This window comes from Pseudoxanthomonas sp. USHLN014, from assembly GCF_037153335.1.
Taxonomy (GTDB): domain Bacteria; phylum Pseudomonadota; class Gammaproteobacteria; order Xanthomonadales; family Xanthomonadaceae; genus Pseudoxanthomonas_A; species Pseudoxanthomonas_A winnipegensis.
On record NZ_JBBCKO010000016.1, the window covers coordinates 18728 to 43688 of the forward strand.

Here is a 24961-nt window from a genome sequence, read left to right on the forward strand (position 1 = left end):
GGAAAGGCCCGTCGCCTTCGGCGCTTGATCCCGGCGCAAGGATCTCTTGCTCGTTCCCGCCTTCTAGTCAGACCCAGCGGATGGTGAGGGAGCCGTAGTAGGTGTGAGAGGCCGAATCGGAGCAGTAGGAAATGTCCGTCCATCGCCCCACGGGCTGGCCTGAGCAGAAGGCCCTCGCTTCGGCTGGCGCGGCATCCTCGTGCAGTTCCCCCCGGCAACCATGGGGTTGGGAGTTGCCCGATCCCCTGTCGCTCAGCACCTCGAAGGACCCAGCGGACGTGCAGCTGGCCCGCTTCTCCCATCGGTGCTCGTCCCATCCCCAAAACTCCCGCATCCCCGATCCCCAACCGCTTTGCGAGCCGCTTTCGGTATACGCGTCCCCCAATTGCGCTTGGGCGGCCCACTCGGACTGTGTCAGCACGCCGTTGGCGCCCGCGCTGCAGTCGCCAGACCCCCGCACTCCATTGTCGCGGCGGCTGGCCGAACAGCCGCCCCAGGACCCGGCCAAGGAGTAAGAGATGCTGTAGTAAGCATCGCTGGCGTCCAGCGTGCCGCTGTTGCTTTCGGTCAAACACGCTTGGCCCACTGGAGCGCAAGTGTTTGTCTCGTCCCTGCGACCGCCAGTGTCCGCCCAGGCGGTCCATGACGTGAACGTCGGGCTGGGCAGCGACCACGTGGTGGCCGGGCAGTTGTAAGACCCCATCCTCGTCCGCCGCTGCTCGGCTTGCCACGTGTGCGATCCACTCTGGCCCGCCGGGCAAGCGGCCGCCGTGGTGACCCACTGGGTTTCGGCTTGTGGGAAAGGCGCTGGGCACGCCACGCAGGTGGTGTTGGTCTGTGTCCATGCGTTCCACGATCCCGTGCCGGTGCACGAGAAGGTGCGCTGCTGGCCGATCGCGCCAAACTGGCCTGCAGGGCATCCCACATTGCGCGACTCTGGAGCAGGGCACGGCGTGCAGGTGCTGCTGGTCGTGGTCCAACTGCCGGCGTTCGTGGATCCCGCCCACGCTTCGTAAACGTTCGGGTCGGGTCCACAGTGGTGACGGCGGTTCTGGAACACCTGGCCCACTTGGCCCAATGGGCAGTTGATGGTGCGGTTCTCGCTCCACTCTTGGCACGGCGTCGTGGTGCTGATCGGCGGCGGTGTGGCCGGCGGTGAAGTGGGCGGAGCCGGAGGCGTCACGCTCACCGGGGGAGCGGGCGGCGTGACCGGTGGGGGCGTCGTGGGAGGAACGCTTGGCGGCGGGACGGTTGGGGGCGACACCGGCGTGGAAGGCGCGACTGGTCCTACGGGCCCCACAGGGGTTCCCACGGGCGGAGAAACGGGTGGGGTGACAGAGGGCGTGGCGGGCGGCAATACCAGCGGCGCCCCGGTCCATTCGCCCCCCAACAATCCGCTGTGGTAGACGAAGACCACGCGCGATTTGTCCGCACACGTGCTACCCAGCAACCCCACGTCGAGCTGGCCGCCGATGTTTCGAATCACCGACACGTCCGACACCTGGGCGTCCCAGACCCCGCCCGCGTTGGCCGCGACCAGGTCCACGCAAGCTTGGCGAGGAAGGCCGGCGTAGCTGACGGAGAACGAATCCCCGAAGCGATCAACGGTGTAGGGCTGGACGTTCACCGCGCCGCCCCACACGTTGGTCAAGACGCTTTCCCCGGCGCCGAGCTGGGAATCAGGGGCCAAACCATCGACCACTATGGCCGTGGTGCTCACCCCGCGGAACGTCCCCACCATCCCAAAACTGCTCTCGATACGTCGGGACAACTCACGCAGGTTGCGCGTTTCGCTGGCCACCTTGGCCTTTGCATCGACCTGGCCAAAGAACAGGAACATCGCGCCCGTGGCGGCGGTCACAACGCCGAGCGCCAGTAAGGCCTCGGTGAGGGTGAAGCCCAGCGCGCTGCGCACGCCCTTGGAAAGGCGGGTGAGAGTGGGCGAACAACGGGGGCGGATCGTGTGCGTCATGCATTCAGCATGCGATGCACCTGGGATTCCGCAAGTCCCTGTTTTTAGTCTAAAAAAGATGGGTTTTTCATCTTGACATTGCGTAGTGGTCTGGTTGCATGGGATTAAGGGAGTGGGGCGACCTACTCACGAAAGAAATTCAAACAACCCAAGAGATCGCCGCCATGATTGAAAACCCCATCCGCGAGGCCCGCCCCATCGCTGGCCATTCCTTCGCACACATCCCTCCCACGGCTCCAGCGTTCCTGCCCGAAGGCAAGCTTCGCCGGCAAGTCCGCCTGGCCCGCCAGCAACGCCACTTTGAGCGCCAACTGCGAAAGGAGCTGCAATGGAAATGACCACCGACCGGCGTGCTCAACGGCTTCTGGATGCCATCGAGCACCGCAACCCACAGGCTTTGAAGAGAACCATTGCGGCCATCCGCGAGGCACGTCTGAAGGCGTGGAGGGGCCTGACGGCTTTCCCGTCCTTGGACCACCCGGTGGGGCCCAACGGAATCACCGCTTTCCACGTCGCTTGCATGGCGTGGCACGTGAACCAGGATGACCCGGCCAAGCGGCAGTGCTACGACAAGATGGCTGGAATGCTGGCTGAAGCCGGAGCGGACGTGTTCGCGGAGTTCGGTCCGGCAAAACAACGCTGGACGATCATCGAAGCACTGCATGGCGCTGCGCCACCGTCTGTCAAAGTATGGATGGCCTCTCAGCCGTTCGATCTGCATTGCTCGGCGTCAAACACCGCCCACACGCTGCGGTGGGACTGCCGTCGTCCAGCCGCCTTGCCGGAAGGATAGAAAAGAATCCAAGGGCTGAACGGCCCGAAAGGGTTGCAAAAACATACACTTGCGCAATGGCAGCGTCGGGGTAGATTCGATAGGAACCCCTATCTACTCACGAAAGGATGTCCTATGCGACTGTGCAACTTCTCACTCAAGGGTGGCGTCGGCCGCACGACGCTGGCCCTGAATCTAGCCGGGTGCTATGCCCGTGACCCCAGCCTGCGTGTGTTAGTCAACGACCGGGACCCCCAAGGCGGAGCCTGTGCGTTTGCCTCACTGTCGGACGAAACACCGTTCAGTGTCGGGCGCTCGCGCTCCCCGGGCTTCGACGTGGAGATCACCGACACTCCACCACGCCTGCCGGACAACGAAGTGATCCCCGAGGCCGATCTCTACCTGGTGCCCACGTTGCTCGATGGGCCCAGCTTTCTCATCTTTCTGCGAACCGTGGATGTTCTTGAAAAGAAGGGAAAGCGTTACCTGCCCATCGCCAATCGGGCCAACGAGAAGCGGGCAGCCCATCGACGCCGCCTGGAGCACCCTAAGATGTCGGGTGCCGTCCTGGTGCGGGATCGTGCGTTGTTTGCGGACTGCTACGAGGAGGGAAAGACCGTGTTCGACGCCAACGGCCGCTGGGCCCGGGTGGCCCAGGAGGAGATCCACGCCCTGGCTGTCCGGGTGCGCGACGCCCTGGCTGCTGGTGCAGGCAGGAGGGCTGCGGCATGATGGAGCTTCCCTTGGTTTCCCTTCCAGACCTACCCATGGCCACTCGCAAAGCTCCTGCCAAGAAGGCTGCCACGAAGAAGGCCGTCAAGCGCACCTTGGATGACGTCAAGGACGTGACCCATGCCAAGCCCGGCCGGGCCAGCAAAGCGGCAGGCGTTCCGATTGCCCGCATCCCGGAGCACCTGTTGCTCGGGCCGGGCGACTACCCGGAGCGCAAGTCGTACTTTGACTACGACGACAGCCAGAAGGCGGGCAGCGTCGGAGGAAAGCGGGTTCACATGGTCATGCCCCGATCGGTCACGCTGCACGACTACCGCCGTCGGGAGGACGGGCTGCGCCACCACCGGGCCATGGTGACTATCCCGCCAAAGCTCCGCGAGAACATCGCCAAGCTGTTCGGCTTTGACGATTCGGAGGACGCCGGCAGTGAAGTCGCGTTGACCACCGCCATGGTGGCGCTGGCAGACTATGCGGCCGCGTCGCTCATCAAGGATAAAACGCTGTTGATCGTGAGCTCGCCCGAGGACGAACACGCGGAGGACCGCAAGGCCGCCAGGGTGGCGGTGCGGAACTTGGGGATGAGCAAGAACGGAAAGATCTACTGACCCTCACAATCAGGGGGACGAAGAAAGCGGCTATGGCCGCTTTTTTGTGTCTGTGGATCATCCCGTGGGCAGAGCAAAAGCAGCTGAAAAAGCGTCCCCTGGCGGGAGCAGGCATACGCCTACGGCGCGAAGAACCGTTGATTGAACTTCCGGATCCAGGCGGAGGGCGTTTCTATCATGAGCAATGGTTCGATTTGTCCGATCAGCCGGAGCTTTGGGTCGGCTCATTGGGGAAGGCTGGCAACCTCCAGTTCGGACGATTCATTGCCCGTCAGTCGCCGCCGCAGGGCCTCTTTGGACATCTTGGGCGGAGCGTCCAGCGAGAGCTCCTTTCCGTCCAGCGAACGGTAGAACGGATCGTCCACCCCCGCGCTGACGTAGACGACCAGGTCCGGCCCGATCGTTAACAGGCCTGCATCGAACAACGCGTGGATGTCCTTCCGTAGCAGTAAGCCATTGCTCAAAGCATTGGTGGCTGCCCCGTTGTAGGGGACGATGTGAGCGGCGTCGATGACGCTTGCCAAGGCGGTCCCGGTGACCATGCACACGGCTCCGTAGTGGGCGACTAGGCGTTTGCGAAACTCGGCTTGGCCCTCTCGGATCACCCGAAGGACTTGTTCCACCCGCTTGCCCTCGGCCACGACGGCTTCCACTGCAGGGGGCAGTGACTGCTCCGCTGCCAACCGCCCGCTCTCTTCCAGCACACCTTGGAGTGCTTGGATGGCGTCGTATCCAAGCAGCCCTGCCGCCGGGCGCAGCTGTGGGTCAATGCCGGATCGGTGTCGGATGTGGGCCAACAGGAGGGCGGCGTCTTCGAGGTAAGAGAGCTTCTCTCGGCGCATGCTCCAAAGCTGGTTCAGTTCGTCCAAGCCCCAGGTGTTCAGCGCCAACTGGACCTCACCGCTGCTCATCCGGCGGGCGAGGTTCCCCTTGGCTAGGTTTTGGCGGACCAAGTATTCCTGAAGCTCGGGCGGATCGGTCAGCTCATCGTCATCGATGGCAAACAGGCTTCTGTAGGTCCGCTTGGCGGCTTGGCTCTTCTCTTCGTGGCGTCGTCGTTGTTTCTCCGCCCGCCACTTGGCGATGCGTTCCTTTTCGCTTTCCATGCCGGATGGTGTTCTAGTTGGGTGCGAAGCTAATGGTAGTGGATCACGGCCGCTGAGAGAGGCCTTGCACTTTCCGCTGGCGGGCCTCCAACCACAACGACGCTAGATCGTCCACATCGGCCTGCATGGCTGCCCGCTCCCCGGGCAACCATGCCCTCAGCGTCCCACTTACCACGCCCGCGTCTCGCTTCGCCAAACGCCGCCTTGCTTCCAACCACTGGGCCTTCGTTTCCCCCTCACGTGTTGCTTGGCGCTGGGTCCGCATGCGAACGGCGTTAGGCCTGTCGCTGTAAGCCGCGACGTGGTCTTTGCCTTTGCTTGGCCACGGTGTTTCGTGCGCGCCCTGTCGCCGCAGGCGGATCTGGCGCAGGCTTGGATACCGGGCCATCCAGCGGGTCTCAAACGTTCGATCGGGAGGGGGCGCTGTCCCTTGGGCCAGGGGGATGACCAGGGCGTGGAGGGCGATCAGTTGCCACACCGCCAATTGAAAAACATCCGCGGTCAACCGGAAGGCCACCACCTCGGGGTGTTCCAGCCATTCGCCCCGGTGCACGTTGCGCAAGAGCGCGGCCAAGTCGTTCCGCGTCAGATCGGCACGCTGGGCCAGTGGCCACCCCAACATCCAGCTGTCCGAATGCCGCTCCACGTGGACGAGGAGCCGGGGGTGTATCCAGCGCTCTTGAAGCTGGGCAAGAACGGTGGCCGGCTTCGCAAAGCGCCCCACCTCGACCAGGTGGTTGTCGGAGCGCTGGAGGACAAGCAGCCGGTCGGCCAGCAGGGCATCCAGCATGGCTGGGGGCAACCGTTGGCTCAACTCGGGCCAGGCCAACAGGTCTCGGCTGCCGCGTTCAGCGATGCAGCGTTTGCAGGCCATGAGCAGATTTTCGGTGTCCGCCGGGCCGCCCTGGTTCAACGGAACGAGGGGTGAAAGCCCCCACGAATGGCGATGATCAGCCTTCAAAGGGGCGGTGCAGAAAGCGCACGCAGGGTTCTCAGAACGGCGGGCCACGTCCAGCGCCCAGCGTGGGGTGGCAGGCCCACGGGCGGCATGGAAGGCCAGCACGCGGCGGGCGAACGCGTCCACGTCAGCGGCGGTCATGGGAGCGCTCCTGAAACGAAAGCAGACGGATCCCTGATGGGCCAATGGCGGTGAATGAAGGCCATGGGGCGCACCCTCGTTTGACTAAAACGAAATGCGGCGAGGGCTCCGCGCTTTCCTTCCAAGGGTTCTTTGGCTACCCACTTGCGATTCGGAAAACACGGTGTCGGTGTATCCATGGGCACTGCACACGTTTGACTAAAACCAACGTGGCTTGGGTGTCGTGGGGTGGTGCTGCGGGTGGGTGAGGGCAACCTGTCCTGCGGATCCGGGGCAATGCGAAACGGTGGGCTGAAACGCTCCGCACGGATTCCCGGGGTGGGGCATCGGTGGGCGTGAGGGGTGGAAGAGCGGGAGCGTTGCGTGGGCATGGCGTGGGCGGTGGTCCTGTGGGGCGAGGGGGCGTGGACCACCAATAGCGCAGCTGGGGCAACACGCAAGGGGCCGCCGAAAAGCAACTGCAAGAGCCCAGCGTGGGTGGAAGCAATGTCGGCAGTGGCAGAGAAGCAGGAGCCCGGACGGTTCCCCAGAGTCGTCATACACATGACGCACTTAAGTGGGAGTGCGTTTTTCGCCCAAGAATCGGCGTCACATCTGCCGAAATCCCAATCCAATCAAGGCCTGACCGTGTCTCCAGCGAATGGAGACAGTGTCGGTGCTTGTTAGCTCGTTTGGCCTTTGTTTTTCAGGCTCCTGCGGTGGGGCCTTGCCAACTCCGAGATTCGCGGTATCGGTGGAGTAATCCCGAAATGGAGTTACTCGACCAATGGCGTTCGTTCGTCACAACGTAAACCTCGACCGCGGGCAACTGAAACTTGCTCAGCGGCTTGCTCGTGAATCGGGCAGTGGGTTCAGCGCTTACATGCGAGAGGCGCTGGAGCGACACAACACCGCCACGTCAGTGGTGAGCGTGTTGGAGAACGCCAGCGCTCAGCTGGAGCGCCTCATCGACGATCTGCGGGAAGAGAACGCGCTGTTCCGCAGTGCGTTCCAAGAAGACCTGCGGCGGCTGCGAGACGAAACGAAGGCGGAGCAGGACAGCGCCATTCAGCGCTACGAAGAAGCACTTCGCAAGGTCGTGACGGCGGCCCTCTCGCAACCCTCTCCCAAAGGTTCTGGTGCGGCCAAGGTGCCCGCAACCGGACCCATGACTGCTCCACGCACCTAACTTTCCCCCACAGCAGGAGATCCATCCCATGAAATGTCATTCCGCTCCTCTCACTCTCTGCCTGGCGGCGTTCATGCCGCTTCAGGTTTCCGCCCAGGCCGCCCCTGATGCGGTCCATGCCGCGGAGGACGATAGCAAGACCAAGGCCGACAAGAAGCGTCTGTTCAAAGCCGGTGGCATCGGTTGCGTGGCCGGTGGGGCTATCGCCTTGCTCACGGGCAAGAAGGACAAGGCCTTGGGCGCTTGCGCCGCCGGTGCTGCAGTGGGGGCTTCGGCGTCTTACGTGAAGCAGCAGCGGGAGCACGCCGAGCAGGCCGCCAACGCCGCCCGTGCGGCTGGCATGAAAGCCGAAGTGGTCACCAAGACCGAAACCGTGGAGGGCCAGCAGGAAGCCGTCCTGGATTCGTTGCGGTTGAACTACAACCCCGCCGACATGAAGCGGTTGGACACCGACACCCGGGCCTTCCTCGACAAGTTCGCGGGTCTGTTGAGCAAGTCCAGTAACGGGTTGACGGTGGTGTTCCAAGGAGCCGACAAGACCGCCTGCCAAGTGCCCATCGTTGAGCTGGCCAAGCGTGGCGCGCTGTCCAAGGTCACGGTGGACGACCGCTGCGGCAGCGGTGAGCCCGTGATCGTCGTTACCCCGGTGCCTGACGTCCGCTGACGCCAATCGCCCGGGTGTCTTGCGATGCCTGGGCTTCCTTCCCCCATTCCCAGGAGCCCACATGACCCCAGAAGAAAAGAACCAAAGAATCCTGCAGCGCAAGCGCGAAGAATTGCTGAAGCGTGCCAACGCAACCCCGACCGCTTCGCCCACGCAGGAAGAGCGGCTGGTTTCCGATGGCGTGAAAGAAAACCTGAAAGCTGCCAGTCACTGGGCCGGGGTGATCGGCAAGCGCACTGCCGAGTTGACCCAGAAGGGCGTTGCTGCCGCTGCAGAGAAGGGAAAGGAAGCCAAGGCACAGCTGGACGCGAAGCGCGCCCGGGAAGTCCAGGAACATCGTGCTGCCCAAGAGAAGCCCCAAGACGCTCCGCTTACCGTGGAGCAGGAAATGTTGGTTAGGCAACTGACGTCCGATGCAGCTGCTCCGGTTCTCGTAGGAGCGGGTGATAAGGGAATGTGCACCGTTTGGGGGCTGGTTGATGAACTTGGAGAGCCCGGCGCACAGGTTGCAGATGGATTGGGTGGCCCTTCGGTGGACGCCAAGGCGTTGAGCAATGAAGATACGGCAGCCTTGGTCAATCTGTCTCAGCAGGACGCAGTGGAAGTCCTGTCCGTTTCCGCGGTGCCTGAAGGGTCCAACCGGCCCCCGGAGGCCGCGTCACCAGAGCAGCCAGTAACTCCGATCCAACCCAGCCCCCGCTCTCGTTTGCCTTGGGTCTTGGCCGGTGTGGTGGCGGTGGCATTGGTCGCGGGGGCGATCTACTTCTTGCTTGGGAAGAACAACCAGGTGCCTCCAAGCACACCGGCTCCCGTGGCACCGGTTGCCACTCCAGCCGCTCCCGAGCAGTTGCCCGAGGTGGTGGAAGTCCCCGTGGTTGCGCCTGCTCCAGCAGTGCTTTCAGAACAGGCCAAGCCAGAAGCTACGATCCAGAAACCCGCACCTGTCGCCGCTCCCCCGGCAACGACGACAGCGCCGATTGCGCCCCAGCCAATGCCTTCGCCGAAACGTGCGACCGCCACGTTGCCGAAGAAGGCCCCCGCACCAGCCGCCGAACTGCGGAACGACTGGCAGCGAAAAGCCAACGCTGACCTGGACGCCTGGGCGAAGAAGTCGGGGATCGATTGATCCCCTTGCGCATCCGCGGATTCGATCTAGAAAGAAGTGACCTACTCGCGAATAAGGGGGAGACATGTTCAAGTGGTTTTTTACGCAATACCGGGAACCCGGAAAACTTCACTTCGGCTCAAAGTGGCTGAACCTGCACGGGCGCTTGTTCCTCGGTAGCCCTGAATCGTTTGGCATGGGCCACCTGAGCGAAGGCGTCCGCCGCACTTTCTACTACTTGCGCGCCGATCGCAGACCGCCGGTCAGAGACGACGCCGCGTATGACGCATGGACCAAGGATCGGCTCTACGCGAGCAAGGTTGAGCAGGTCGCAGAGCGCTGGGTGGCCAAAGCGGGCTTCCTGGCGTGCGCACCGATTTGTTTGGTGCTTGCCGTCTTGGCGCATTGGCTTCGTTGATCTGACAGGGGAGGGAGACAGAGATGGCAGCAATCAGTTTGTTCAACGTGCTTGACTGGACGAGCGGCCTGGGGCGCAAGTTACGCCGGAAGTGCGGCGAGCCTTCGAAAGTGAAGGAAGAAATCATCGTCAAATCCGCCGAGGAGTATGAAAACCTGGTGGGGCGCTTTGACGTGACCGATCGCGTTCGCAGTCGAGAGCTCGATGTGCCAGAGGCTGACCGGGATTTCGCGCTGGAGTGCGGCGCCGTCTGGGACGAGAACGCCCAGGGGTTCAAGGTGCCCGACGGACGCAGCGAGGACGAATTCCAGGAGTGGTGGCCAAAGGTCCCGGAGGATCTGCGCGACACCCAATCGCGGATCATCACGACGAAGCTTGGACGGCGTGCCGAGGGCTTCCTACAGGGCAATGACATGGGGCAGGGCGGCGACAGCCTGGCCACTCCCTTGATGTATCTCGCCTTCCCCGTGATCGGCGTTTTGGCGACCTTCCTGGTGAGCCTCATCGGCTGGGCAGGCTGGGCCGCTCTGCTGCTGACCATTCCATACTTCATCGCCCTCAAGCAAGGCGAGGGCATGAAGGAGGCCCTGAAGGCCCTGGTGCTTTTGCAGTGGGTTCCGATGGCGCTTCAGTTCATGGTCGGCGACAGCAAGGGCGGCACCGAGGTGGCAATGCAAGCCGGCGGCATGGCTGTGTATGCCCAGATGGCCAAGGCTTACCTATGGTGGGCATTCGGCTTGGTCGGCATCGTGTTTGTGGTTTGCTTTGTGTCGGCGGCCTCGCACCCGCACCGGGGCGTCATTGGCGGGACGGCCGCGCGCTTCATTCAAGCGATGAAGTGGGTGGGGCTCATCTTTGCCACCTTGGTTGTCGCCAAGGTCCTGCCGTTTGGCTTGGGCGAGGCGGCACCTTTCGTGTTGGCGTGCATGTATGCGATGCAATACGCCGAAGGAAACTTTGTCCAAAACGCTGCCCGGCTTTACCTGCAGAACAACGACAACAACTTGGCCACCCAGGGGGCGCTGATCAACGCACATGTCAAGGCGCGTGAGCAGCAAGCCGAGGCGGCACTGCGGGACAAGACCCCGCTGATCACCATTGGGCGCGCCACGGGACACCTTTCCGACAAGGGCTATGGCTACTCGCCCGACCTGGGCACCGTGATGATGTTCTCGTGGAGGGATTGTCAGCAGGGCCTGCTCGTATTTGGAGCCATTGGATCTGGCAAATCCTTCGCCGCGCTGAGACCCATCGCTCGTCGGTTCCGTAGAGCCGCGTTGGCGATGGCATGTGTGGCGCCAGGCCACGCAGATGCAAGGGAACGCTTGAAGCAGCAGAAGCTTGCCGGCGGTGGCGCGCTCATCGCCGACGGCAAAGACGGGGCGATCATCTCGGACTTGGAAGGATTGTTCGATATCGTCGTCAAACCCGGGATGCGGGTGGCGTCATACGAAGGGTTGGCGCCCGATCAAATCGTCCGGGCATTGCGCGGCGCATCGGGTGGGCGCGTGGACGAGAAATCCAAGCTTTGGACGGATGGTGGCGATGCGTTCCTTTACCACACCGGCATCATTCTTCGTGCGCTCGTGGATCACGAGATGGCTTACAGGTCTTGGTGTTCGGCCAAGCTGGAAGGGCTGGAGCGTGCACAGTTGGACGCGGAGCTTGAGCTGGTCAAACAGCGCAAGCTGGACGAGGATGTGGCCGAGACTGAGGCTTTGCTCGAGCGGATCGCCGAGCAGATCGCCATCCATCGAATCCCTGTGAGTGATGATAGGCAATGGCAATACACGCCATTCCACCACGCCAAGTTGTTGTCCATTGTCGAACGCGTGATTCCCGCCAGCCCCGCGCCTCGTGCCAATGCAAAGCTGATGGAGGTGGTGAAATACTTGGGCCTGGAAGAGGCGGACACGAGCCATGACGAAGAAGGGCGGCTGGCCTACGCGGCCTACCTGCAGCAGCACCGCCTTCGTCAAGAGAGCGCTCCGCAGACCATCCACCCGGATCTCTTCCGTCCCATGTCTCAGCTGCAGAGCTCGCTGGAATGGGCGTTCCTGGAGATTCCCGCGATGCATCCGGAACAGAGGCAATCGTTCACGCTCAACTCACGAGGGCTGCTGGAGAAGCTATTGCGAGGCGAAAAGCTGCGTGACAGCAAGACGGACATGCCTTGGCATTCGATTGAGACGGGCGAGGTGGATGTGTCCGACGCGCTCTATGGAGCCATGGTAGGCCTCTTCTTGCCCCCGACCCAATTCGGTGAAGCGGGTGAAATGATGATGCGCCTGCTCAAACAGCGGGTCATGAACGGAATCAAAGCGCGTGGTGCGTTCGGCGACAAGTGGCGCGAAGCGTTGCCTGGGCAAACTGAAGTGATGTTGATGATGGACGAGGCCCACCTGTTGTTGACGGCCGATGACATCAACCTGTTCTCCGTTTCGCGCTCGCTGGGGTTGATGCCCGTGCTTGCAACTCAAGGGTTTGAAAGCTTGGTCAACGCCTTTGGGTCAGTCAACGAGGCGGAGCTGATGGCCAACACGATGCAATCGGTGATCGCGCTGAAGTGCTCGCACAACACCCACGAATACCTGGAAAAGCGGTTCGGACAGGCAACGTTGACCACGTTCAAACAGCGCACCCGGGGCATCGACTACCAAGGCGGTATGAACAACTGGCGCCACTCTGTGCTCAACGACCCAGATCATGCCTACGCGTCCGCCTACGACAAGATGCGCATGGAAGGGGCGGGGCGGTTGACGGCTTCGCGCATCGACGCCGTGACGGGTCGCCGCTGGCGGATTGGATCGGAGGACACGCTGGGCCAAGACGAGATCGCGCGCGACATCGACATGCCCACCGGGGGCAAGCGCGAGGTGCAGCCGCTCTTCCTGCAGGAAGAATACTCCGCTCTTCTTGAGCCCCGCGGTCACGCCATCGTGGCGCTGAGCCGTGCCGGCATCAAGCGGTTCGACCTGGCGGAGCTGCTGCCCGACGCGGATTGATGCGGATAGGCGAGGGGGTTCGCCCCCTTGCCAAACCTGCGGATTGATCAACGATGAACCTATTCACCCCAGCGGAGGAAACAAACATGAGCAACACCCTTTCCCAACCCATCGAAGAAATGACCGAGCTGCGAGCACTCCAAGCGCAGCGCAACGAGCGGCTTCTGGGCGATCGCCCACCGCCCCAGAAGGACAGCGCGGCGCGGGCGGACTTCGAGCAGAATGTGGCCCAAGACCAAGGCGCCATCGAGCAACGCCGACAGCGCGTTCTGGATTGGGCAGAGAAGGCCTCGCCCGATCAGATCGCCGCGCTCCAGGCAAAGATCCAGGAGGCCGACAAAGCCGTTCGTGATGCAAAGCCGGACGACAAGCACGAGCAGGTGGTTCATGCGACCGTTGCGCAGTGGCGGCAGCAACGCGGGGCCCAGCGTGAGGAGAGCCCTCCCATGTTGACCCGTGAGCAGCGGATGGAGAACGGACCCGGGCGCCTGGGATACGCTGATTACGCCCGCAGTTCGTTGAAGGAGGCGGCTTTCATGAAGGACTACGCTGCCAATTACGATTGGGAGAAGCACCAGAAGCAGGCCCAGCCGAACGTCTTCCGACAGTGATCTTCACCGATGTTCAAATCTGCCCGGTTCTTCGCAGAATCGGGCATTTTTGCGTCTTGACGTCCAGTTTTGTGGTGCTTTACTGGTTGTATGAAGAGTAGGCAGGCCTACTCATGAAAACCACAAGGAGAGCCGCCATGTCCACGTTGTTCAATGCCCTCAAAGACTTCGCTTTCGAAAACGCGGTCCCACTGCTGACCGGCTTGTTCCTGCTGATCGCGACCTTCGCAACGGCTGTCCTCGCCTACCCTCCGGCCGTTCCGGTTCTGCTCAAAGTGGTGGCCATGGCGGTGGTGGGCTTTGTGACCATCGGGGTGGTGGTCCAGAGTTCCTTCCGGTGAGCAGCCGGCGCTGGCTCAAGCTGCGCGCAAGATGCAGGAAGCGTTGGCGCCGGTTTGACTGGGAGGGGTTTGATTTCTGGTTCTACCCCGCGCTGATTTTCTACATGTTGGGTTGGATCGTCTTTGGCCCACCCGACAGCGTTTAGCGTTCGGGTCAGTAGTCCGATAACGAAGCCGGGGCAGTCTGTAAAACTGCTGGTTCACTCCCCTGCAGGTTCAAGTCCTGCCTGACCCACCATTTCTGCGTGTTGGCTTGACGGCCAGCGATTCAACGCTACAACCATGGGGATGGACACTCAAGAATCCCTGTTGCGCCTTTTGCGTCCCCTGGGCCTCCAACGAGCGGAGGCCTTGGCGGCCGCGCTCGCTCGCGAAGCCGGCGCATCCAAAGGCCTTCACGATTCGCAAGTGTTGGCGCGCGCCCACGCACTGAGCGTTGCCCCTGTTGAGGGTCGGTTGGGCGATCTGGTTTGGCAGGTGCGCCAGCGGGAGCACGATGATGTGCCCCAAGTGGACCTGCGCTGGGGCTTGCATCGCCTGGGGTTCGACGCGCCCAAGCGGACGTCCACCCAGAACCTGGTGCGTGCTTACGAGAGACGCTTGGCAGACCGTGACGAGCCGATGGTTTACAGCACCTTGGCAGAGAGGGTGGCTGGGTTGTCCATGGCAGAGCACGTCTCGCTCTTCCAAGGCATGGCGATGGCGGTGGAGGAAGCGTGGGCACGGCAGTCCGATGCAAACCGGTTGCGGGAGAACGCACCGTGGCAGGGCTGGCTCGTGGGGGCGTCCCGGGCGGGCCACGAAGCAGCACTGCTGGCCTGCATCGGCATGGGTGCGGACGCCCGGCTGCCCGATGCCAGCGGCAACACGCCCCTCCACCACGCGGCCCGGTTTGGTCACGCCTCGCTGGTCACGCCTCTGGTTGAAGCGGGCTCCGACGTGGCGGCCCTCAACGCCCACGGGTGGGCACCGCTCCACCTTGCCGCGCTTCACAGGCACGCCCGGGCCTGCCTCCACTTGATGGCCCACGGCGCCAATCCTGAGCAGCCAGGGTGGCGAGGGCGGACCCCAACGCGCATGCACCGACATGAGCAAACCCAAGCCTTTTGACGCGCTGGGTGACGTGCCCGGCAGCGTTGCGCCTTCCCAGCCGGTCCGATACTGGCACCGCGCCGTTCTTGCCGGTGCATTCGTTTTTGGCTTGATCTACGTGGGGAGCATGGGCGTTGCTTGGCTCATCCCGCATCCCGATGGCTCGCTCATCCGCTTCGCCGATGCCTTGAGAGGTGGTCTGGTGACCGCTTTTCACTTCCTGACCGCTGGCATCTCGGCACGTGCTCCGGCACGGGAGTTCATCGAACTGGTGTCCTACCACCACCCAGTGGCGACGTGGTCCCGGATCGTGGCGTCGCTTCTGCTGGCAGCGGGCCTTGGCCTACGCACGTTCTTCAAGGCGGCCGAGCCGGTGAGCAACACTTGGCACCTGTCCGGACCGCGGCTATTGGAAGGAAAGGAGGCCGTGGACGAAGCCCAGCACCGCTCGATAGCCCCTAAAGACGCCGAGGCGGATCCCTTCGCCCTGTCCCTCCACCCCGATCTACGGTTGCCGAAGAAGCATTGGGCGCGCCACGTCCTGATCACCGGCTCGGTGGGGTCGGGCAAGAGCGTCATCCTCAAGCATATCCTGGAACAACTGACGCGAAAGAGGGACGCAAAGCTGTTCCTTTACGACATCAAAGGCGACTTCACGTCGATCTTCAAAAGGCCCATCATCGTGTCGCCCTTCGATGCGCGCTCCCACGTGTGGGACGTCGCCGCCGACGTGCGGACCCCCACCCAAGCGGCGGCGTTCGCTGCCTCGATCATCCCGGAGGGCGACGGAAACGCCAAGTTCTGGAGCATGGCCGCCCAGGACTTGTTGATTGGGTGCGTGCGCGAGCTCCAAAACACCCGGCCTGGCCAGTGGGGGTGGCCCGATCTGGCGGCCTTGGTGCGCCGTCCGGCCGCGGAGATGGGCGCAGGCATGCGCCCGCATTACCCCCGCGGCGCCGCACTGGTGCGTGATCCGGAGAGCCAAACCACGTCCAGCGTTCTGTCCTCCTTGGGGGGCTTCACCCGCCTCATCGACGACCTGGCCACCGCATGGCCGGTGATCGGCAAACGCCGTTTCTCGATGACCGAGTGGATACGGGACGACTACACCGGGCGCAAGCAGGTCATCGTTCAATCCGGACCCGATCCGACCCTGACGAAGGCCTACATCGCCGCCATGATCAACGTGGCCGTGCCGGATCTCATCGGGCCAGGCTTGCCGGACAACGAGGGCGGGCGTGGGCTCTACTTCGTGTTCGATGAGCTGACCACCGCTGGGCGCTTGAACATCGATCCCTTGCTGGCGTTGGGACGCAGCAAAGGCGTGGTGGCCATCATGGCGGTCCAGGATCACTCCCAGATTGAGTTGGTCTACGGGGACAAGACCGCCCAAGCGTTTTCGTCGCTGGTCGGAACCCACGTGGTGTGCCAAGTGCAGATGGGGGCGACCCGGGACAAGCTGGCCAGCCAGCTCGGCAAGCGGAAAATCGCCTGGCGTGGGCACGAGGACAAGGCCCAGATTCACGAAGAGAGCCGCGCGTTGGTTTCCAGCGGTGAGCTCACCGACCGGTTGGGTTTCCGCAAAGGCAATCGCTACGGTTCCGAGAAGTGGGGCATCGAGGCGATCGTCCAAATGGGCGGGGACGTGCTGTTGCTGACGTGGCCCGGTAGGAGCCATCCAACGGTTCGCGAAGGGCAGGTGGCCGCCGCGTGGACCACCAAGCCGGCCGGTGTGGTGGTCGAGGGTGAAGGGCCATCGCCGGCCGCGTCCCCTGCAAGCGCTGGCGCGTCCGCCTTCCCAACCACCGCCGAAGGCATCGATGCGGTGCAGCGGGTGTTGACCATGACACCCGAGGAAATCGACGCGCTATTCTCCCGTTAAACACCATGTAGGGAAGCAAGTATGGCAACGATCACCGTGCCGATTTGGAAGCCAGTCGCCGAATACGCTGTGAAGGCAGCCTTGACCTCGCGTTTTCGGGAGGAGCTGGACGAGGTGGCCAACAATCGAAAGGGCTCCACCAGTCGGATTTTTACTTTGGTCGTCCTGTATCCCGATAACACCAACACGGCGGACCAAAACGCGGTGGCCGTCATGACACAACAGGCGCCACCCAGGATACTTGGTTATTTGCCACGGGAGGTGGCCGCAGAATATCGGCAGCGCATGGCTCAGGCCGGCTACGAACACATGGTGTCTGCGTGTGAGGCGGTTCTGTCCGGCGGGCTGGTGACCACGGACAAGGTTTACGACTACATCTTGGAAGTGGACCTGGACATGTCCATCGACCCGCATCCGGATCACCTCGTCATTCATCCCGAGATGGTCCGCCATACCGCTGACCCGGAGTTTAAGAAGGACACCGATGGGGCATATCGCTTCAAGTGCTGGATCCCACACGACGCGGTGGGCCACCTCCATCCGAAACAGCGCACCAAGGGTTGGACCACGGACTCCTGGACCACGGTCAACTACTACCTTAGCAACGCGCAGAGCATCGGCTTGGGTTTCAAGGTGCTTTCGGTGCCCAAGTCCAAGCACGTGAGAGTCTTCGGCGAAGAGCCAGTAACCGCCGTCGTGGAGGAGATAAAACGCCGTTGGGTCACGCTGCGCCTGGAGAAGTAACCCCCCCTTGCGCATTGATGGTTTTCTGGGACCTTGGTTCGATCAACGTTCCAGGAGGTCCCTGTGATCAATTGCACCCGCATCGATGCCCGCGGCCACAACAAGCGCAACGGCAACATGTTCGACTACATGCTGGCCACCGAGCGCCTGTCCATCGACAGCGCCGTGGCTTACTACGCCGGCAGCGGTCCTGATCCGAGGCAGACGCTCAATTGGGGCGGCAGCCTCGCCGCCGAGCTCGGCCTGGAAGGGCAGCCGGTTACCCGCGAGGTGATGGAAAAGCTGGGGAAGGGCTTTTCACCCACCGGAAGGCCGTTGTGCAAAAACGCGGGCAAGGAGGCCCGATTGGTCATCAAGACGGATCGCTGGGGAAACGTGCGGTTGGACGACGACGGCAAGCCGATGGAGAAGTGGGAGGGCGGCCATCGGGTGGGGTTCGATCTGACCATTTCCGCCCCAGGGGACGTGAGCGTGGCGTTTGCCCTTGCGGATGAACGCGAGAAGCTGGCCATCTTGGAAGCGCACCGCCAGGCCTGCGCCGTGGCGATGCGCTACATCGAGAGCAAGGTAGAGACCCGGCGCGGAAGAGCGGGGAAAGACGTTATAGACACCCAGGGATTGGTGTGGGCAGCCGCCGACCACGTCAGCAACCGGAACGTGGAACCCGACCTTCACACCCATCACCTGGCCTTCGGGATCTCGAAGGGCGAGGACGGCCAGTGGGGCACGTTCGATGCCATCGAGATCTACCGCCACCGTCACGCCGCGGATCACCTTTACAAAGTGGAGCTCTACGCCGCGATGAAAGCGCTGGGCTATGGGATTCAGCGGGAGCGCGAGGTGGACGTGATGGGGCGCGAGACCGGCCAGATTCTCACGACGATTGCCGGCATCGACCGGGAGCTGGTGCTTCAGACGAAGACCCGCCGCCAGGAAATCCTGGACTACGTCAAGGAACACCCCAACGCCAGCCACGACGAGGCCTGCAAGGCCACCCGCAAAAAGAAGGAAGAACCGCCCTTCGAGCAGGTGGTCAAGGACTGGCAGCAAACCTTTGCCAACATTGCCCGAGAAAGGCCAGGCCTGGTTCCCACCACCCAGTCGCTCAAGCAGACCAAAGGCCAGCACCTGGACCCGCATACATTTGACGAGGTCTTGCAGCGCATGCACGAGAACGAGGCGATGTTCTGCGAGCATGACCTGGTCCGGGAGTTGGGGATGGAGTTCGCCGGGCAAAAGAACGCGGAGGAGATCCTCAAAATGGTGAAGGAGTTCACCGAACAGGACGACCTGGTGCGCGTGAAAGCCGAACACCTCCACAAAGACGACCGTGGCACTCGGTTGGCGCGCAAGCACCGGGAGGATCGCTTCTGCGCCACCTGGATGGTCGAATGGGAGGCCGAGATCATCCGCCGCTCGAAGGAGCGGGAGAACGAGACGGATCTCAAGCTGTTCCGCTCCACAGTAGACCGGGTGATCGCCGCGTATGAGAAGCGAAAGGGGTTCACCCTCACAGAGGAGCAGAACGCCGCCATCGGTCACCTCACCCACGGCACGGCCGGCGTGGGGGTCATGTCGGGGTTGGCCGGCACCGGCAAGACCACCGTGGCCGAGGTTTACAAGCAGTGCTTCGAAGCCGAAGGAAAGCAGTTGATGGGCTTGGCCGTGTCGGGTAAAGCCGCGGCTAAGCTGGAACAAGAGTCCGGCATGCCCTGCATGTCGGTTGCAAAGTTCTTTTCCCAGCTCCGGCAGGGCAAGGTTGCTCTGACGAAGAACGTTGTGGTGGTGCTCGATGAAGCCGGGATGATTGCCACCGGCGATACCTTGAAGTTGATGACCTACTGCCAAGGGGTGGGCGCCAAGCTGATCTTGCAAGGGGACAGTGACCAGCTTCAGCCCATCGCCGCGGGCAACGGCTTTGAACTGGCGAAGATGGCCCTGGGCGACACGAAGCTGACCGAGATCCGCCGGCAGAAGAACGCCGGTGACCTGATCACTGCCAACAGCTTCTACGAGCGGGACCAGCAGGGGAAGGTCAAGGACATGCGCCGCGGGCACCGCAGCCGCCGAGGCACCTTTGATATGGGCACAGAAATCCTGAACAACCTCAAGCAGCGCAACTGCATCGACGACTTCGGAACGGAAAGACAGGCCATCAAGGCGTTGGTGGACGATTACCTGAAAGACGAAACGCCGATGGACGAGAAGCTGGTCTTGGCCCACACGCGCTCTGAAGTCAAAGCCCTCACCACGGGCATCCGAAAGGGGCTCCAGGAGCAAGGCGTGCTGGACAGAGAGGAATTCACCTTCCGCTCGATCGTGAAAGGGCAGTGGGAGGATCTGACGCTCTCACGCCGCGACCGTGTGATGTTCACGGCGACCAACAACGACTTGGGTGTCATCAACGGCACCGAGGGCACGGTGGAGAGCATTCGGAAGGACAAGTCCGGCGGCTACGACGTGGTGGTGCGCATCCAGGGCTCGAATCCGAAGGAGAATGGGCGCATCGTGCAATTCAACACGAGCGAGCACAACGCCTTGGCCCACCGGTATGCCATGACCGTCCACAAGGCGCAAGGACAAGGGAAATCCGAGGTTTACCACTTGGCCACGAACATGGGCATGCTCGACCAGCAGTCGGCCTTGGTGGCGTTCACCCGCCTCACCAAGGGCAGCTACCGCATGTATACGACGGACGACGTGATGGAGCGCATGGCCGAACGCTTGGGCACCGAGCGACACAAAGAAATGGCGCTGAGCGTCGGCTTGTCCGAGACCCAGGCTGCTCCGGTGCGCAACCTGGTCCAGGACGTGGAAGAGCTGCTGGCAGGATTGAAACCGCAACCCCGGGTGCCAATCACAAACGCGGAATTGCGCGAGATGAGGCTTACCCGGTGACGCATCGGGCCAGCGCCAACACGCTGATCACCACCGCTGCCCATGGCCACCACCCCACGCGTTCGGAGGGGGCTTTCACCGGTGTTCCCAGTTGCCACCGCCGTTGGTGGGCCAACCCGTGCACGTGGGCCGTGGCCCGACGGTGGGGGTTGACCACAATCCCCGGCGGCTTGGCGTTGATGCGCCACCCCTCCCGGGAGGCCTTCACCCGCCATGCCTGCTCATACGCTTCGGCTTCCGCCCGGGTGGCGGTCACCACTTCCAGCGCATGGAACCGGAAGGGACGGTGCCAGCCGCCTTTGGGGGAGCGGTGCTGCTTCTCGCGCTGCTGCGGGTTCGAGCTTTGGCCAACGTAGCATCCCCCGTCGTCGAACAATAGGGCGTAAAGGGTGCGGGGCAGGGCGTGATACTTCTCGCTGCGTCCCAGGTTGTGGCGATGGGTCATGGTCTCTCCGTGAGTAAAACGACCCACTCACGAATAGATCAGAATCTGGAGTTGGCAAGCCTGCTGCGAAGGACGTGAGAGGCCACACGTCACTTGCGTGTAATCTCTTCGCAGTTCATGGCGAGCATGGGGCTGGCGAGTGACCTTTAAGTTCCCGGTTGGACCTTCCAAAGGGCGTTGCAACATATGCGGGCAGGAAACCGACCTGACCGAAAATCACGTGCCGCCTAAGGCGTGGGCTCAAGGCATCGCTCTGAGGGTGTCCAGCGTCGCCGATGCAATCAGTGGAGAGAAGAAGCCGCGGTCCCACAAGATGCCCAATGGTGTTTGCTTCAGGAGCATCTGCAGGACCTGCAACGGCTCGGTGCTTTCTCGTTACGACAAGGCGCTTGTATCGATGAGCCGGCAGGTGACGGAGATCTTGCGTGATCGAAGCAAGGTCACCTACTACCAGAGCATCCGTATCCGGCCGCAGCTTGTGGCAAGGGGAGTTCTGGGCCACATGTCATCGGTGGGCTTGAATCGCTACGACGAACGCCACAGCCAGCACCTGTTCGATGACCGGTCAGATCTTCTACGCCAGGTTCGGCTTCACTACTGGGTGTATCCCTACAGCGGGAGAACAGTTCTTCGCGACTTCGGGCTGGGCATCTTGGGCGGGAAAGGCAGTTCGGCGATCTATGTCCTGAAGGCCTATCCGCTGGCCTTTGCAATGGTCTGGAACAGGGACTTTCAGTTCGAGGACTGGCAGCCGCAGAGCTTTGACCCGTTCGCTGGGTTCGAACCAGGCCAAGAGGCGAGCCTCCCGCTGGAGTTCGTGGGCCTGCCAGGACAGGTTTGGCCAGAGCACGTCCAGGGGAACACGTTCGCGGTCCTTCATTCCGATGGTGCGTTCGTGGCAACGGAGAAAAGACGGGGCTAGGTTTGGGCGGTTTCGGCTCTGCCGGATCGGAGGCGCCGCGGATAGCAGCAGCGTTCCAAAGAAAAAGCCCGGGCTGGACCCGGGCTTTTCATATCGGTCAATGGGGAGCATGGCTCACCGCGCGTTGACCTGGGGTGCAGCAAGGAGCTTGCCGACGCCAAGCCCGATGGTCGTGTCATACGCCACTTTCAGAACCGTGCCGATAGCGGTCTTCAGTGTCAGGTTGTTGCTACTGCTGTTGTTGCCGTTCTTGTTAGTAATGTTGCTTGTATCCATGTTTACCTCGCTGTTGTTGTGTGGAGCACCATTCCTGTTTCTGTTGAGGAACCATCCCTTGGCAAGTGCCAAGGCGACGGCGGTTATCGGCATTGTTACGACCATCGAATTCAGAAGGGAATCGAACCCCAGCTCCTCGAATTCGTTGTGAAGCGAATCCTACAGGGCTTAGGGCCAAATTGCAAGCGTAAGTGGCTGTAAATTATAGAAATACACTTGAATTCCTGGCGGCGAACAAGGGCCCCGAAGGGCCCTTGCCGAGATACGATCACCTCCTTTCGCCGCTGACATTCTTTAATTCGTTACCAACCGATGGCCCAGGCTGCGCCCACGGCCGTGTCCTGCCCGCTGCGGGAAACCCCGATAGAGAAAGCCGATGGGGATCCGCGTGGGGTGGTCACGTCACGGGTGTAGCCGATGGAAATGGCGGCTTGACCGCTGCAGCCACCGACACCTACGGCCAAGCGGTTGCGGTTCTCACCGTGGATCGCCGACGTCGAGGTGGCCATTTGGGCGTTTGCTTGGGCCATGGCGCACACACCGCTCACCCGCTTGTCGAGCTGGCGGAAACGGCGGTCCGTCAGGTTCCAGCGGTCGTCTTGCTCCCGCTGGTAATCCCACAATTGGCCACCGTTGATCGCGTCCGTGGACCCTGGAGCGATCGCTCCTGCTGCCACCCCGGTTGCCCGCTGGTTGCCGGCGTTGATCCCGGATCGGGTGACCGATGGACCGCCCTGGACAGTGAAGCCGTCGCTGTTGTGGATGGTTCTGGCGACCTGGATCGAGCCCTGCTCGGACAGCTCAACGGTGTCTTTCAGTCCAACGGTTTGCTTGCCGTTCCCGTTGTCCGTGACCTCGATGTTGGCCCCGGCCACCGTGGTGCTGCTTCCTCCGTCCTTACCGTCCTGGCCTGCTGGGCCTTGCGGACCGGCGGGTCCCTGTGGACCGGTGGCGCCACCACCGCTGCCAGGGTTCTGCTCCAGTTGGTGAACGCGCCCATCGAGATCGTAGATGGCGCCGGCAACGGTGCTGTAATGGTTCCCGCTGATCAGCTGGTAATTCGGAGCCACGATCACACCGTTTACTACGGTAGCGCCAGCGCCCAAGGTTTCCACGGCGGTCCGCAGTTGGCTGACGACCACGGCGTCGTTGTTCGCCTGGCCCAGGGCAACTTGCGTCAAGCGTCGGTTACCTACGGCAACCGTGTTCTCTTGGTCGCAGGTCGTGCCCGTGCCCAAGGCGACGCAGCCTTTGGCGTTGGCTTTCGCGCTGAGCCCAAAGGCTGCGGCATTTTCTGCGTTGGCTTGACTGCCCGGGCCTACGGCGGTGCCTCCAATTTCAGCAGCAAGGGCGTGTCCACCAACCGCCAAGGTGCTGAGCGCCGTTGCTTTCGCATACTGACCAAAAGCCGCAGCGTCGCTCGCGGTTGCTTCGGCATACGCTCCCGCGGCCGTGGAGTCCCCCACCGTCGCACGACTGAAAGCCCCAAAAGTAGAGGTATTGCACCCTTGTGCAGAGGCGTAAGCGCCCGCTGCGGTCGCGCCAATGCAGTGGCCAGTAGGGGTGGTCCCCCCATCCGCCTGAGCGGAGTAACCAAACGCGGCGTTGCCGCCTCCTTTTGCACCGGCCAGATCGCCCACTGCCGTGGCACCTAACTCAGTCGCATCTGCACCGTTGCCCACTTGAACCTGGGCTTGCGCCGTGCCAGCAACAAGGCCTGCCAGCAAAGCGCAGTGGATGAGGGAGCGTTTCACGGGGGCCTCCTGGGTCTGAAATGAGTGAGCGTGTGCACTCACGAATAGATCAGATCCTGGAATGCGCAAGCCCCCCCCCCCCCCAACGAAACTTCCCGGCGCAACGGCAGGAGGGGCCGTTGCGCCAGGAAGCGGTGGGGCCGACTTTTCCCCACCCCTGTTCTTCTACGTCAGGGAAAAGATTCCGCAAGCCCCCTTGCGCGTTTTCGATTCTCCGCTTGCATGGATGTATCGCTCATGTGAGTAAGGAGGCCTACTCATGATCCAACGCTTTGTGCTTGCGCTCGCACTGGCCAGCGCTCCCGTCATGGTTTACGCCCACGCGCCAGCCACCGATTCCGCCGAGGTTCACGGCAAGAAGCCTGGGTTTTTCAAACGCCTGTTCCACCGCCACAAAGACGCCCCGCAGTGGGACGGTGTCCAGCCCGAGCTTCGCTCAACGCTGGAACGGATCGCTTTGCAAATGAAGGGCGAGGGCTACGACCTGCGCCTGATGGAGGGTTACCGCTCTGAACAGCGCCAGGCTGCGTTGCTCGCCAGCCAGAAGGGCGTGACCCAAGTGGGGCCTGGCAGCAGCTGCCATAACCACGGCTGGGCGGCGGATATGGTCATCTACAAGCGCGGGCGCCCTTCTTGGGACCTGAGGGACGAGCAGGTGCGGCAGGGCTACCAGCGCTTCGGTGAGCTGGCCCAGCAGGCGGGTTTGAGGTGGGGTGGCGCTTGGAAGAGATTCCAGGACATGCCCCACGTCGAGATGCGCAGCGAGTGCCTGGTAGCCATTCGTGGCGGATCTGCCCCCCGCCGATCAATGCAAACAGTGATTGCTAAGGCGGAGTCAGTGTCTGACCTACCGAGAGCACCTCGGTGGGCCTGGAGTGTCGATTCAGAGCTGGCGCCGGACTGGGCGTGCGAGTCCGTGCTTTGCAGTGCGTCTTGGGCGACGGTAAGCCGGCCATGGAGCTATGGGGCAAGGTTGGCGCTGAAAGGGCTCCGAGCAGAACCGTTTGCTGCAGCCTCCTGTCCCATGGCCCCAATTGTTCTGAGACGCACGTGAGGGAGCGGTCCATCGAGTTGCTTCCTTTTCGGCGGAGAGTGAGGCCGAACGGGTCATCTGCCCTGATCGCGCCGGGTTGGAGGGGATCGAGATTGGCACTTCCAAGGGCGGCGAAAATGGCTGGATCCGTTGCACCGCAAGGAGTATGCTCGTCGCGGGCACATTCCAGGGCACCTCCCAGATTGGGGGTTCACCCCCGTTTTCACGGACACTTACGAGAAGGCCGATCAAGGCCATGAGGAGTGTTCATGTCGAAGCGAAGGAAGTTCAGCACCGAGTTCAAGCGCGGTGCGGTT

22 protein-coding genes and 1 tRNA gene are annotated in these 24961 nt (G+C 62.4%); 17 read left to right on the top strand and 6 right to left on the bottom strand.

What is annotated here, in order from left to right:
• Positions 1-67 precede the first annotated feature (67 nt).
• Positions 68-1972: a type 4 pilus major pilin gene (locus WFQ05_RS19820; RefSeq protein WP_337055106.1), complete on the bottom strand. Its 1905-nt coding sequence runs from the start codon at positions 1970-1972 to the stop codon at positions 68-70.
• Positions 1973-2300: 328 nt separating this feature from the next.
• On the opposite strand from WFQ05_RS19820, the gene WFQ05_RS19825 reads away from it, so the two are divergent.
• From WFQ05_RS19825 to WFQ05_RS19835, 3 genes are all read left to right on the top strand, one after another.
• Entirely contained in the window at positions 2301-2765 is a 465-nt protein-coding gene (locus WFQ05_RS19825; protein ID WP_337055108.1) for a hypothetical protein, read from the top strand.
• Positions 2766-2879: 114 nt separating this feature from the next.
• Positions 2880-3476 (top strand): ParA family protein, encoded by a 597-nt coding sequence (locus tag WFQ05_RS19830; RefSeq protein WP_337055109.1) that lies wholly within the window; start codon positions 2880-2882, stop codon positions 3474-3476.
• Positions 3473-4081 carry a hypothetical protein gene (locus WFQ05_RS19835; protein WP_337055110.1) on the top strand — a complete coding sequence of 203 codons (609 nt, stop codon included), beginning with the start codon at positions 3473-3475 and terminating at the stop codon, positions 4079-4081. Before WFQ05_RS19830 ends, WFQ05_RS19835 begins: the two co-directional genes overlap by 4 nt.
• A gap of 224 nt (positions 4082-4305) precedes the next feature.
• On the opposite strand, the gene WFQ05_RS19840 is transcribed toward WFQ05_RS19835, so the two are convergent.
• Both WFQ05_RS19840 and WFQ05_RS19845 read right to left on the bottom strand, forming a co-directional pair.
• On the bottom strand, positions 4306-5187 hold the full coding sequence (locus WFQ05_RS19840) for an HNH endonuclease signature motif containing protein (RefSeq protein ID WP_337055111.1): 882 nt from the start codon (positions 5185-5187) through the stop codon (positions 4306-4308).
• 43 nt (positions 5188-5230) lie between these two features.
• Positions 5231-6286: an HNH endonuclease gene (locus WFQ05_RS19845; protein ID WP_337055112.1), complete on the bottom strand. Its 1056-nt coding sequence runs from the start codon at positions 6284-6286 to the stop codon at positions 5231-5233.
• Positions 6287-7052: 766 nt separating this feature from the next.
• Here WFQ05_RS19845 and WFQ05_RS19850 point away from each other — a divergent pair.
• The 12 genes from WFQ05_RS19850 (at position 7053) to mobF (ending at position 20214) form a co-directional block, all read left to right on the top strand.
• On the top strand, positions 7053-7454 hold the full coding sequence (locus tag WFQ05_RS19850; protein ID WP_337055113.1) for a hypothetical protein: 402 nt from the start codon (positions 7053-7055) through the stop codon (positions 7452-7454).
• A gap of 28 nt (positions 7455-7482) precedes the next feature.
• Positions 7483-8118, top strand: a complete 636-nt coding sequence (locus WFQ05_RS19855) for a hypothetical protein (RefSeq protein WP_337055114.1) — start codon at positions 7483-7485, stop codon at positions 8116-8118.
• A gap of 61 nt (positions 8119-8179) precedes the next feature.
• Positions 8180-9244, top strand: a complete 1065-nt coding sequence (locus tag WFQ05_RS19860) for a hypothetical protein (RefSeq protein ID WP_337055115.1) — start codon at positions 8180-8182, stop codon at positions 9242-9244.
• Positions 9245-9308: 64 nt separating this feature from the next.
• A complete protein-coding gene (locus tag WFQ05_RS19865; RefSeq protein ID WP_337055116.1) occupies positions 9309-9641 on the top strand; it encodes a hypothetical protein in 333 nt (110 codons plus the stop codon).
• Positions 9642-9664: 23 nt separating this feature from the next.
• On the top strand, positions 9665-12646 hold the full coding sequence (locus WFQ05_RS19870) for a TraM recognition domain-containing protein (RefSeq protein ID WP_337055117.1): 2982 nt from the start codon (positions 9665-9667) through the stop codon (positions 12644-12646).
• 86 nt (positions 12647-12732) lie between these two features.
• A complete protein-coding gene (locus tag WFQ05_RS19875) occupies positions 12733-13257 on the top strand; it encodes a hypothetical protein (RefSeq protein WP_337055118.1) in 525 nt (174 codons plus the stop codon).
• 137 nt (positions 13258-13394) lie between these two features.
• Complete coding sequence (locus WFQ05_RS19880) at positions 13395-13598, top strand: hypothetical protein (RefSeq protein ID WP_337055119.1); 204 nt, start codon at positions 13395-13397, stop codon at positions 13596-13598.
• A gap of 151 nt (positions 13599-13749) precedes the next feature.
• Positions 13750-13836 (top strand) — tRNA-OTHER (locus WFQ05_RS19885).
• 113 nt (positions 13837-13949) lie between these two features.
• On the top strand, positions 13950-14708 hold the full coding sequence (locus WFQ05_RS19890) for an ankyrin repeat domain-containing protein (protein ID WP_337055120.1): 759 nt from the start codon (positions 13950-13952) through the stop codon (positions 14706-14708).
• The gene (locus tag WFQ05_RS19895) at positions 14686-16572 is read left to right on the top strand and encodes a helicase HerA-like domain-containing protein (protein WP_337055121.1); all 1887 of its coding nucleotides are present in this window, start codon (positions 14686-14688) and stop codon (positions 16570-16572) included. Before WFQ05_RS19890 ends, WFQ05_RS19895 begins: the two co-directional genes overlap by 23 nt.
• A gap of 21 nt (positions 16573-16593) precedes the next feature.
• Positions 16594-17316 carry an HIRAN domain-containing protein gene (locus WFQ05_RS19900; protein WP_337055122.1) on the top strand — a complete coding sequence of 241 codons (723 nt, stop codon included), beginning with the start codon at positions 16594-16596 and terminating at the stop codon, positions 17314-17316.
• Positions 17317-17379: 63 nt separating this feature from the next.
• Positions 17380-20214, top strand: a complete 2835-nt coding sequence (gene mobF / locus WFQ05_RS19905; protein ID WP_337055123.1) for a MobF family relaxase — start codon at positions 17380-17382, stop codon at positions 20212-20214.
• On the opposite strand, the gene WFQ05_RS19910 is transcribed toward mobF, so the two are convergent.
• Entirely contained in the window at positions 20204-20659 is a 456-nt protein-coding gene (locus WFQ05_RS19910; protein ID WP_337055124.1) for a GIY-YIG nuclease family protein, read from the bottom strand. The genes mobF and WFQ05_RS19910 overlap by 11 nt on opposite strands.
• Positions 20660-21056: 397 nt before the next feature.
• On the opposite strand from WFQ05_RS19910, the gene WFQ05_RS19915 reads away from it, so the two are divergent.
• The gene (locus WFQ05_RS19915) at positions 21057-21581 is read left to right on the top strand and encodes a hypothetical protein (protein WP_337055125.1); all 525 of its coding nucleotides are present in this window, start codon (positions 21057-21059) and stop codon (positions 21579-21581) included.
• 114 nt (positions 21582-21695) lie between these two features.
• On the opposite strand, the gene WFQ05_RS19920 is transcribed toward WFQ05_RS19915, so the two are convergent.
• Together WFQ05_RS19920 and WFQ05_RS19925 are read right to left on the bottom strand one after the other, a co-directional pair.
• On the bottom strand, positions 21696-21950 hold the full coding sequence (locus WFQ05_RS19920) for a hypothetical protein (RefSeq protein ID WP_157804753.1): 255 nt from the start codon (positions 21948-21950) through the stop codon (positions 21696-21698).
• 209 nt (positions 21951-22159) lie between these two features.
• The gene (locus WFQ05_RS19925) at positions 22160-23611 is read right to left on the bottom strand and encodes an adhesin (RefSeq protein ID WP_337055126.1); all 1452 of its coding nucleotides are present in this window, start codon (positions 23609-23611) and stop codon (positions 22160-22162) included.
• Between the two features lie 259 nt (positions 23612-23870).
• On the opposite strand from WFQ05_RS19925, the gene WFQ05_RS19930 reads away from it, so the two are divergent.
• Positions 23871-24665, top strand: a complete 795-nt coding sequence (locus tag WFQ05_RS19930; protein ID WP_337055127.1) for a M15 family metallopeptidase — start codon at positions 23871-23873, stop codon at positions 24663-24665.
• Positions 24666-24961: the final 296 nt, after the last annotated feature.

Bases quoted from the DNA above. Each gene is read 5' to 3' on its own strand.
- WFQ05_RS19820 (WP_337055106.1), bottom strand. From the start codon at position 1,972: ATGACGCACACGATCCGCCCCCGTTGTTCGCCCACTCTCACCCGCCTT.
- WFQ05_RS19825 (WP_337055108.1), top strand. From the start codon at position 2,301: ATGGAAATGACCACCGACCGGCGTGCTCAACGGCTTCTGGATGCCATC.
- WFQ05_RS19830 (WP_337055109.1), top strand. From the start codon at position 2,880: ATGCGACTGTGCAACTTCTCACTCAAGGGTGGCGTCGGCCGCACGACG.
- WFQ05_RS19835 (WP_337055110.1), top strand. From the start codon at position 3,473: ATGATGGAGCTTCCCTTGGTTTCCCTTCCAGACCTACCCATGGCCACT.
- WFQ05_RS19840 (WP_337055111.1), bottom strand. From the start codon at position 5,187: ATGGAAAGCGAAAAGGAACGCATCGCCAAGTGGCGGGCGGAGAAACAA.
- WFQ05_RS19845 (WP_337055112.1), bottom strand. From the start codon at position 6,286: ATGACCGCCGCTGACGTGGACGCGTTCGCCCGCCGCGTGCTGGCCTTC.
- WFQ05_RS19850 (WP_337055113.1), top strand. From the start codon at position 7,053: ATGGCGTTCGTTCGTCACAACGTAAACCTCGACCGCGGGCAACTGAAA.
- WFQ05_RS19855 (WP_337055114.1), top strand. From the start codon at position 7,483: ATGAAATGTCATTCCGCTCCTCTCACTCTCTGCCTGGCGGCGTTCATG.
- WFQ05_RS19860 (WP_337055115.1), top strand. From the start codon at position 8,180: ATGACCCCAGAAGAAAAGAACCAAAGAATCCTGCAGCGCAAGCGCGAA.
- WFQ05_RS19865 (WP_337055116.1), top strand. From the start codon at position 9,309: ATGTTCAAGTGGTTTTTTACGCAATACCGGGAACCCGGAAAACTTCAC.
- WFQ05_RS19870 (WP_337055117.1), top strand. From the start codon at position 9,665: ATGGCAGCAATCAGTTTGTTCAACGTGCTTGACTGGACGAGCGGCCTG.
- WFQ05_RS19875 (WP_337055118.1), top strand. From the start codon at position 12,733: ATGAGCAACACCCTTTCCCAACCCATCGAAGAAATGACCGAGCTGCGA.
- WFQ05_RS19880 (WP_337055119.1), top strand. From the start codon at position 13,395: ATGTCCACGTTGTTCAATGCCCTCAAAGACTTCGCTTTCGAAAACGCG.
- WFQ05_RS19895 (WP_337055121.1), top strand. From the start codon at position 14,686: ATGAGCAAACCCAAGCCTTTTGACGCGCTGGGTGACGTGCCCGGCAGC.
- WFQ05_RS19900 (WP_337055122.1), top strand. From the start codon at position 16,594: ATGGCAACGATCACCGTGCCGATTTGGAAGCCAGTCGCCGAATACGCT.
- WFQ05_RS19910 (WP_337055124.1), bottom strand. From the start codon at position 20,659: ATGACCCATCGCCACAACCTGGGACGCAGCGAGAAGTATCACGCCCTG.
- WFQ05_RS19915 (WP_337055125.1), top strand. From the start codon at position 21,057: ATGAGCCGGCAGGTGACGGAGATCTTGCGTGATCGAAGCAAGGTCACC.
- WFQ05_RS19920 (WP_157804753.1), bottom strand. From the start codon at position 21,950: ATGCCGATAACCGCCGTCGCCTTGGCACTTGCCAAGGGATGGTTCCTC.
- WFQ05_RS19930 (WP_337055127.1), top strand. From the start codon at position 23,871: ATGATCCAACGCTTTGTGCTTGCGCTCGCACTGGCCAGCGCTCCCGTC.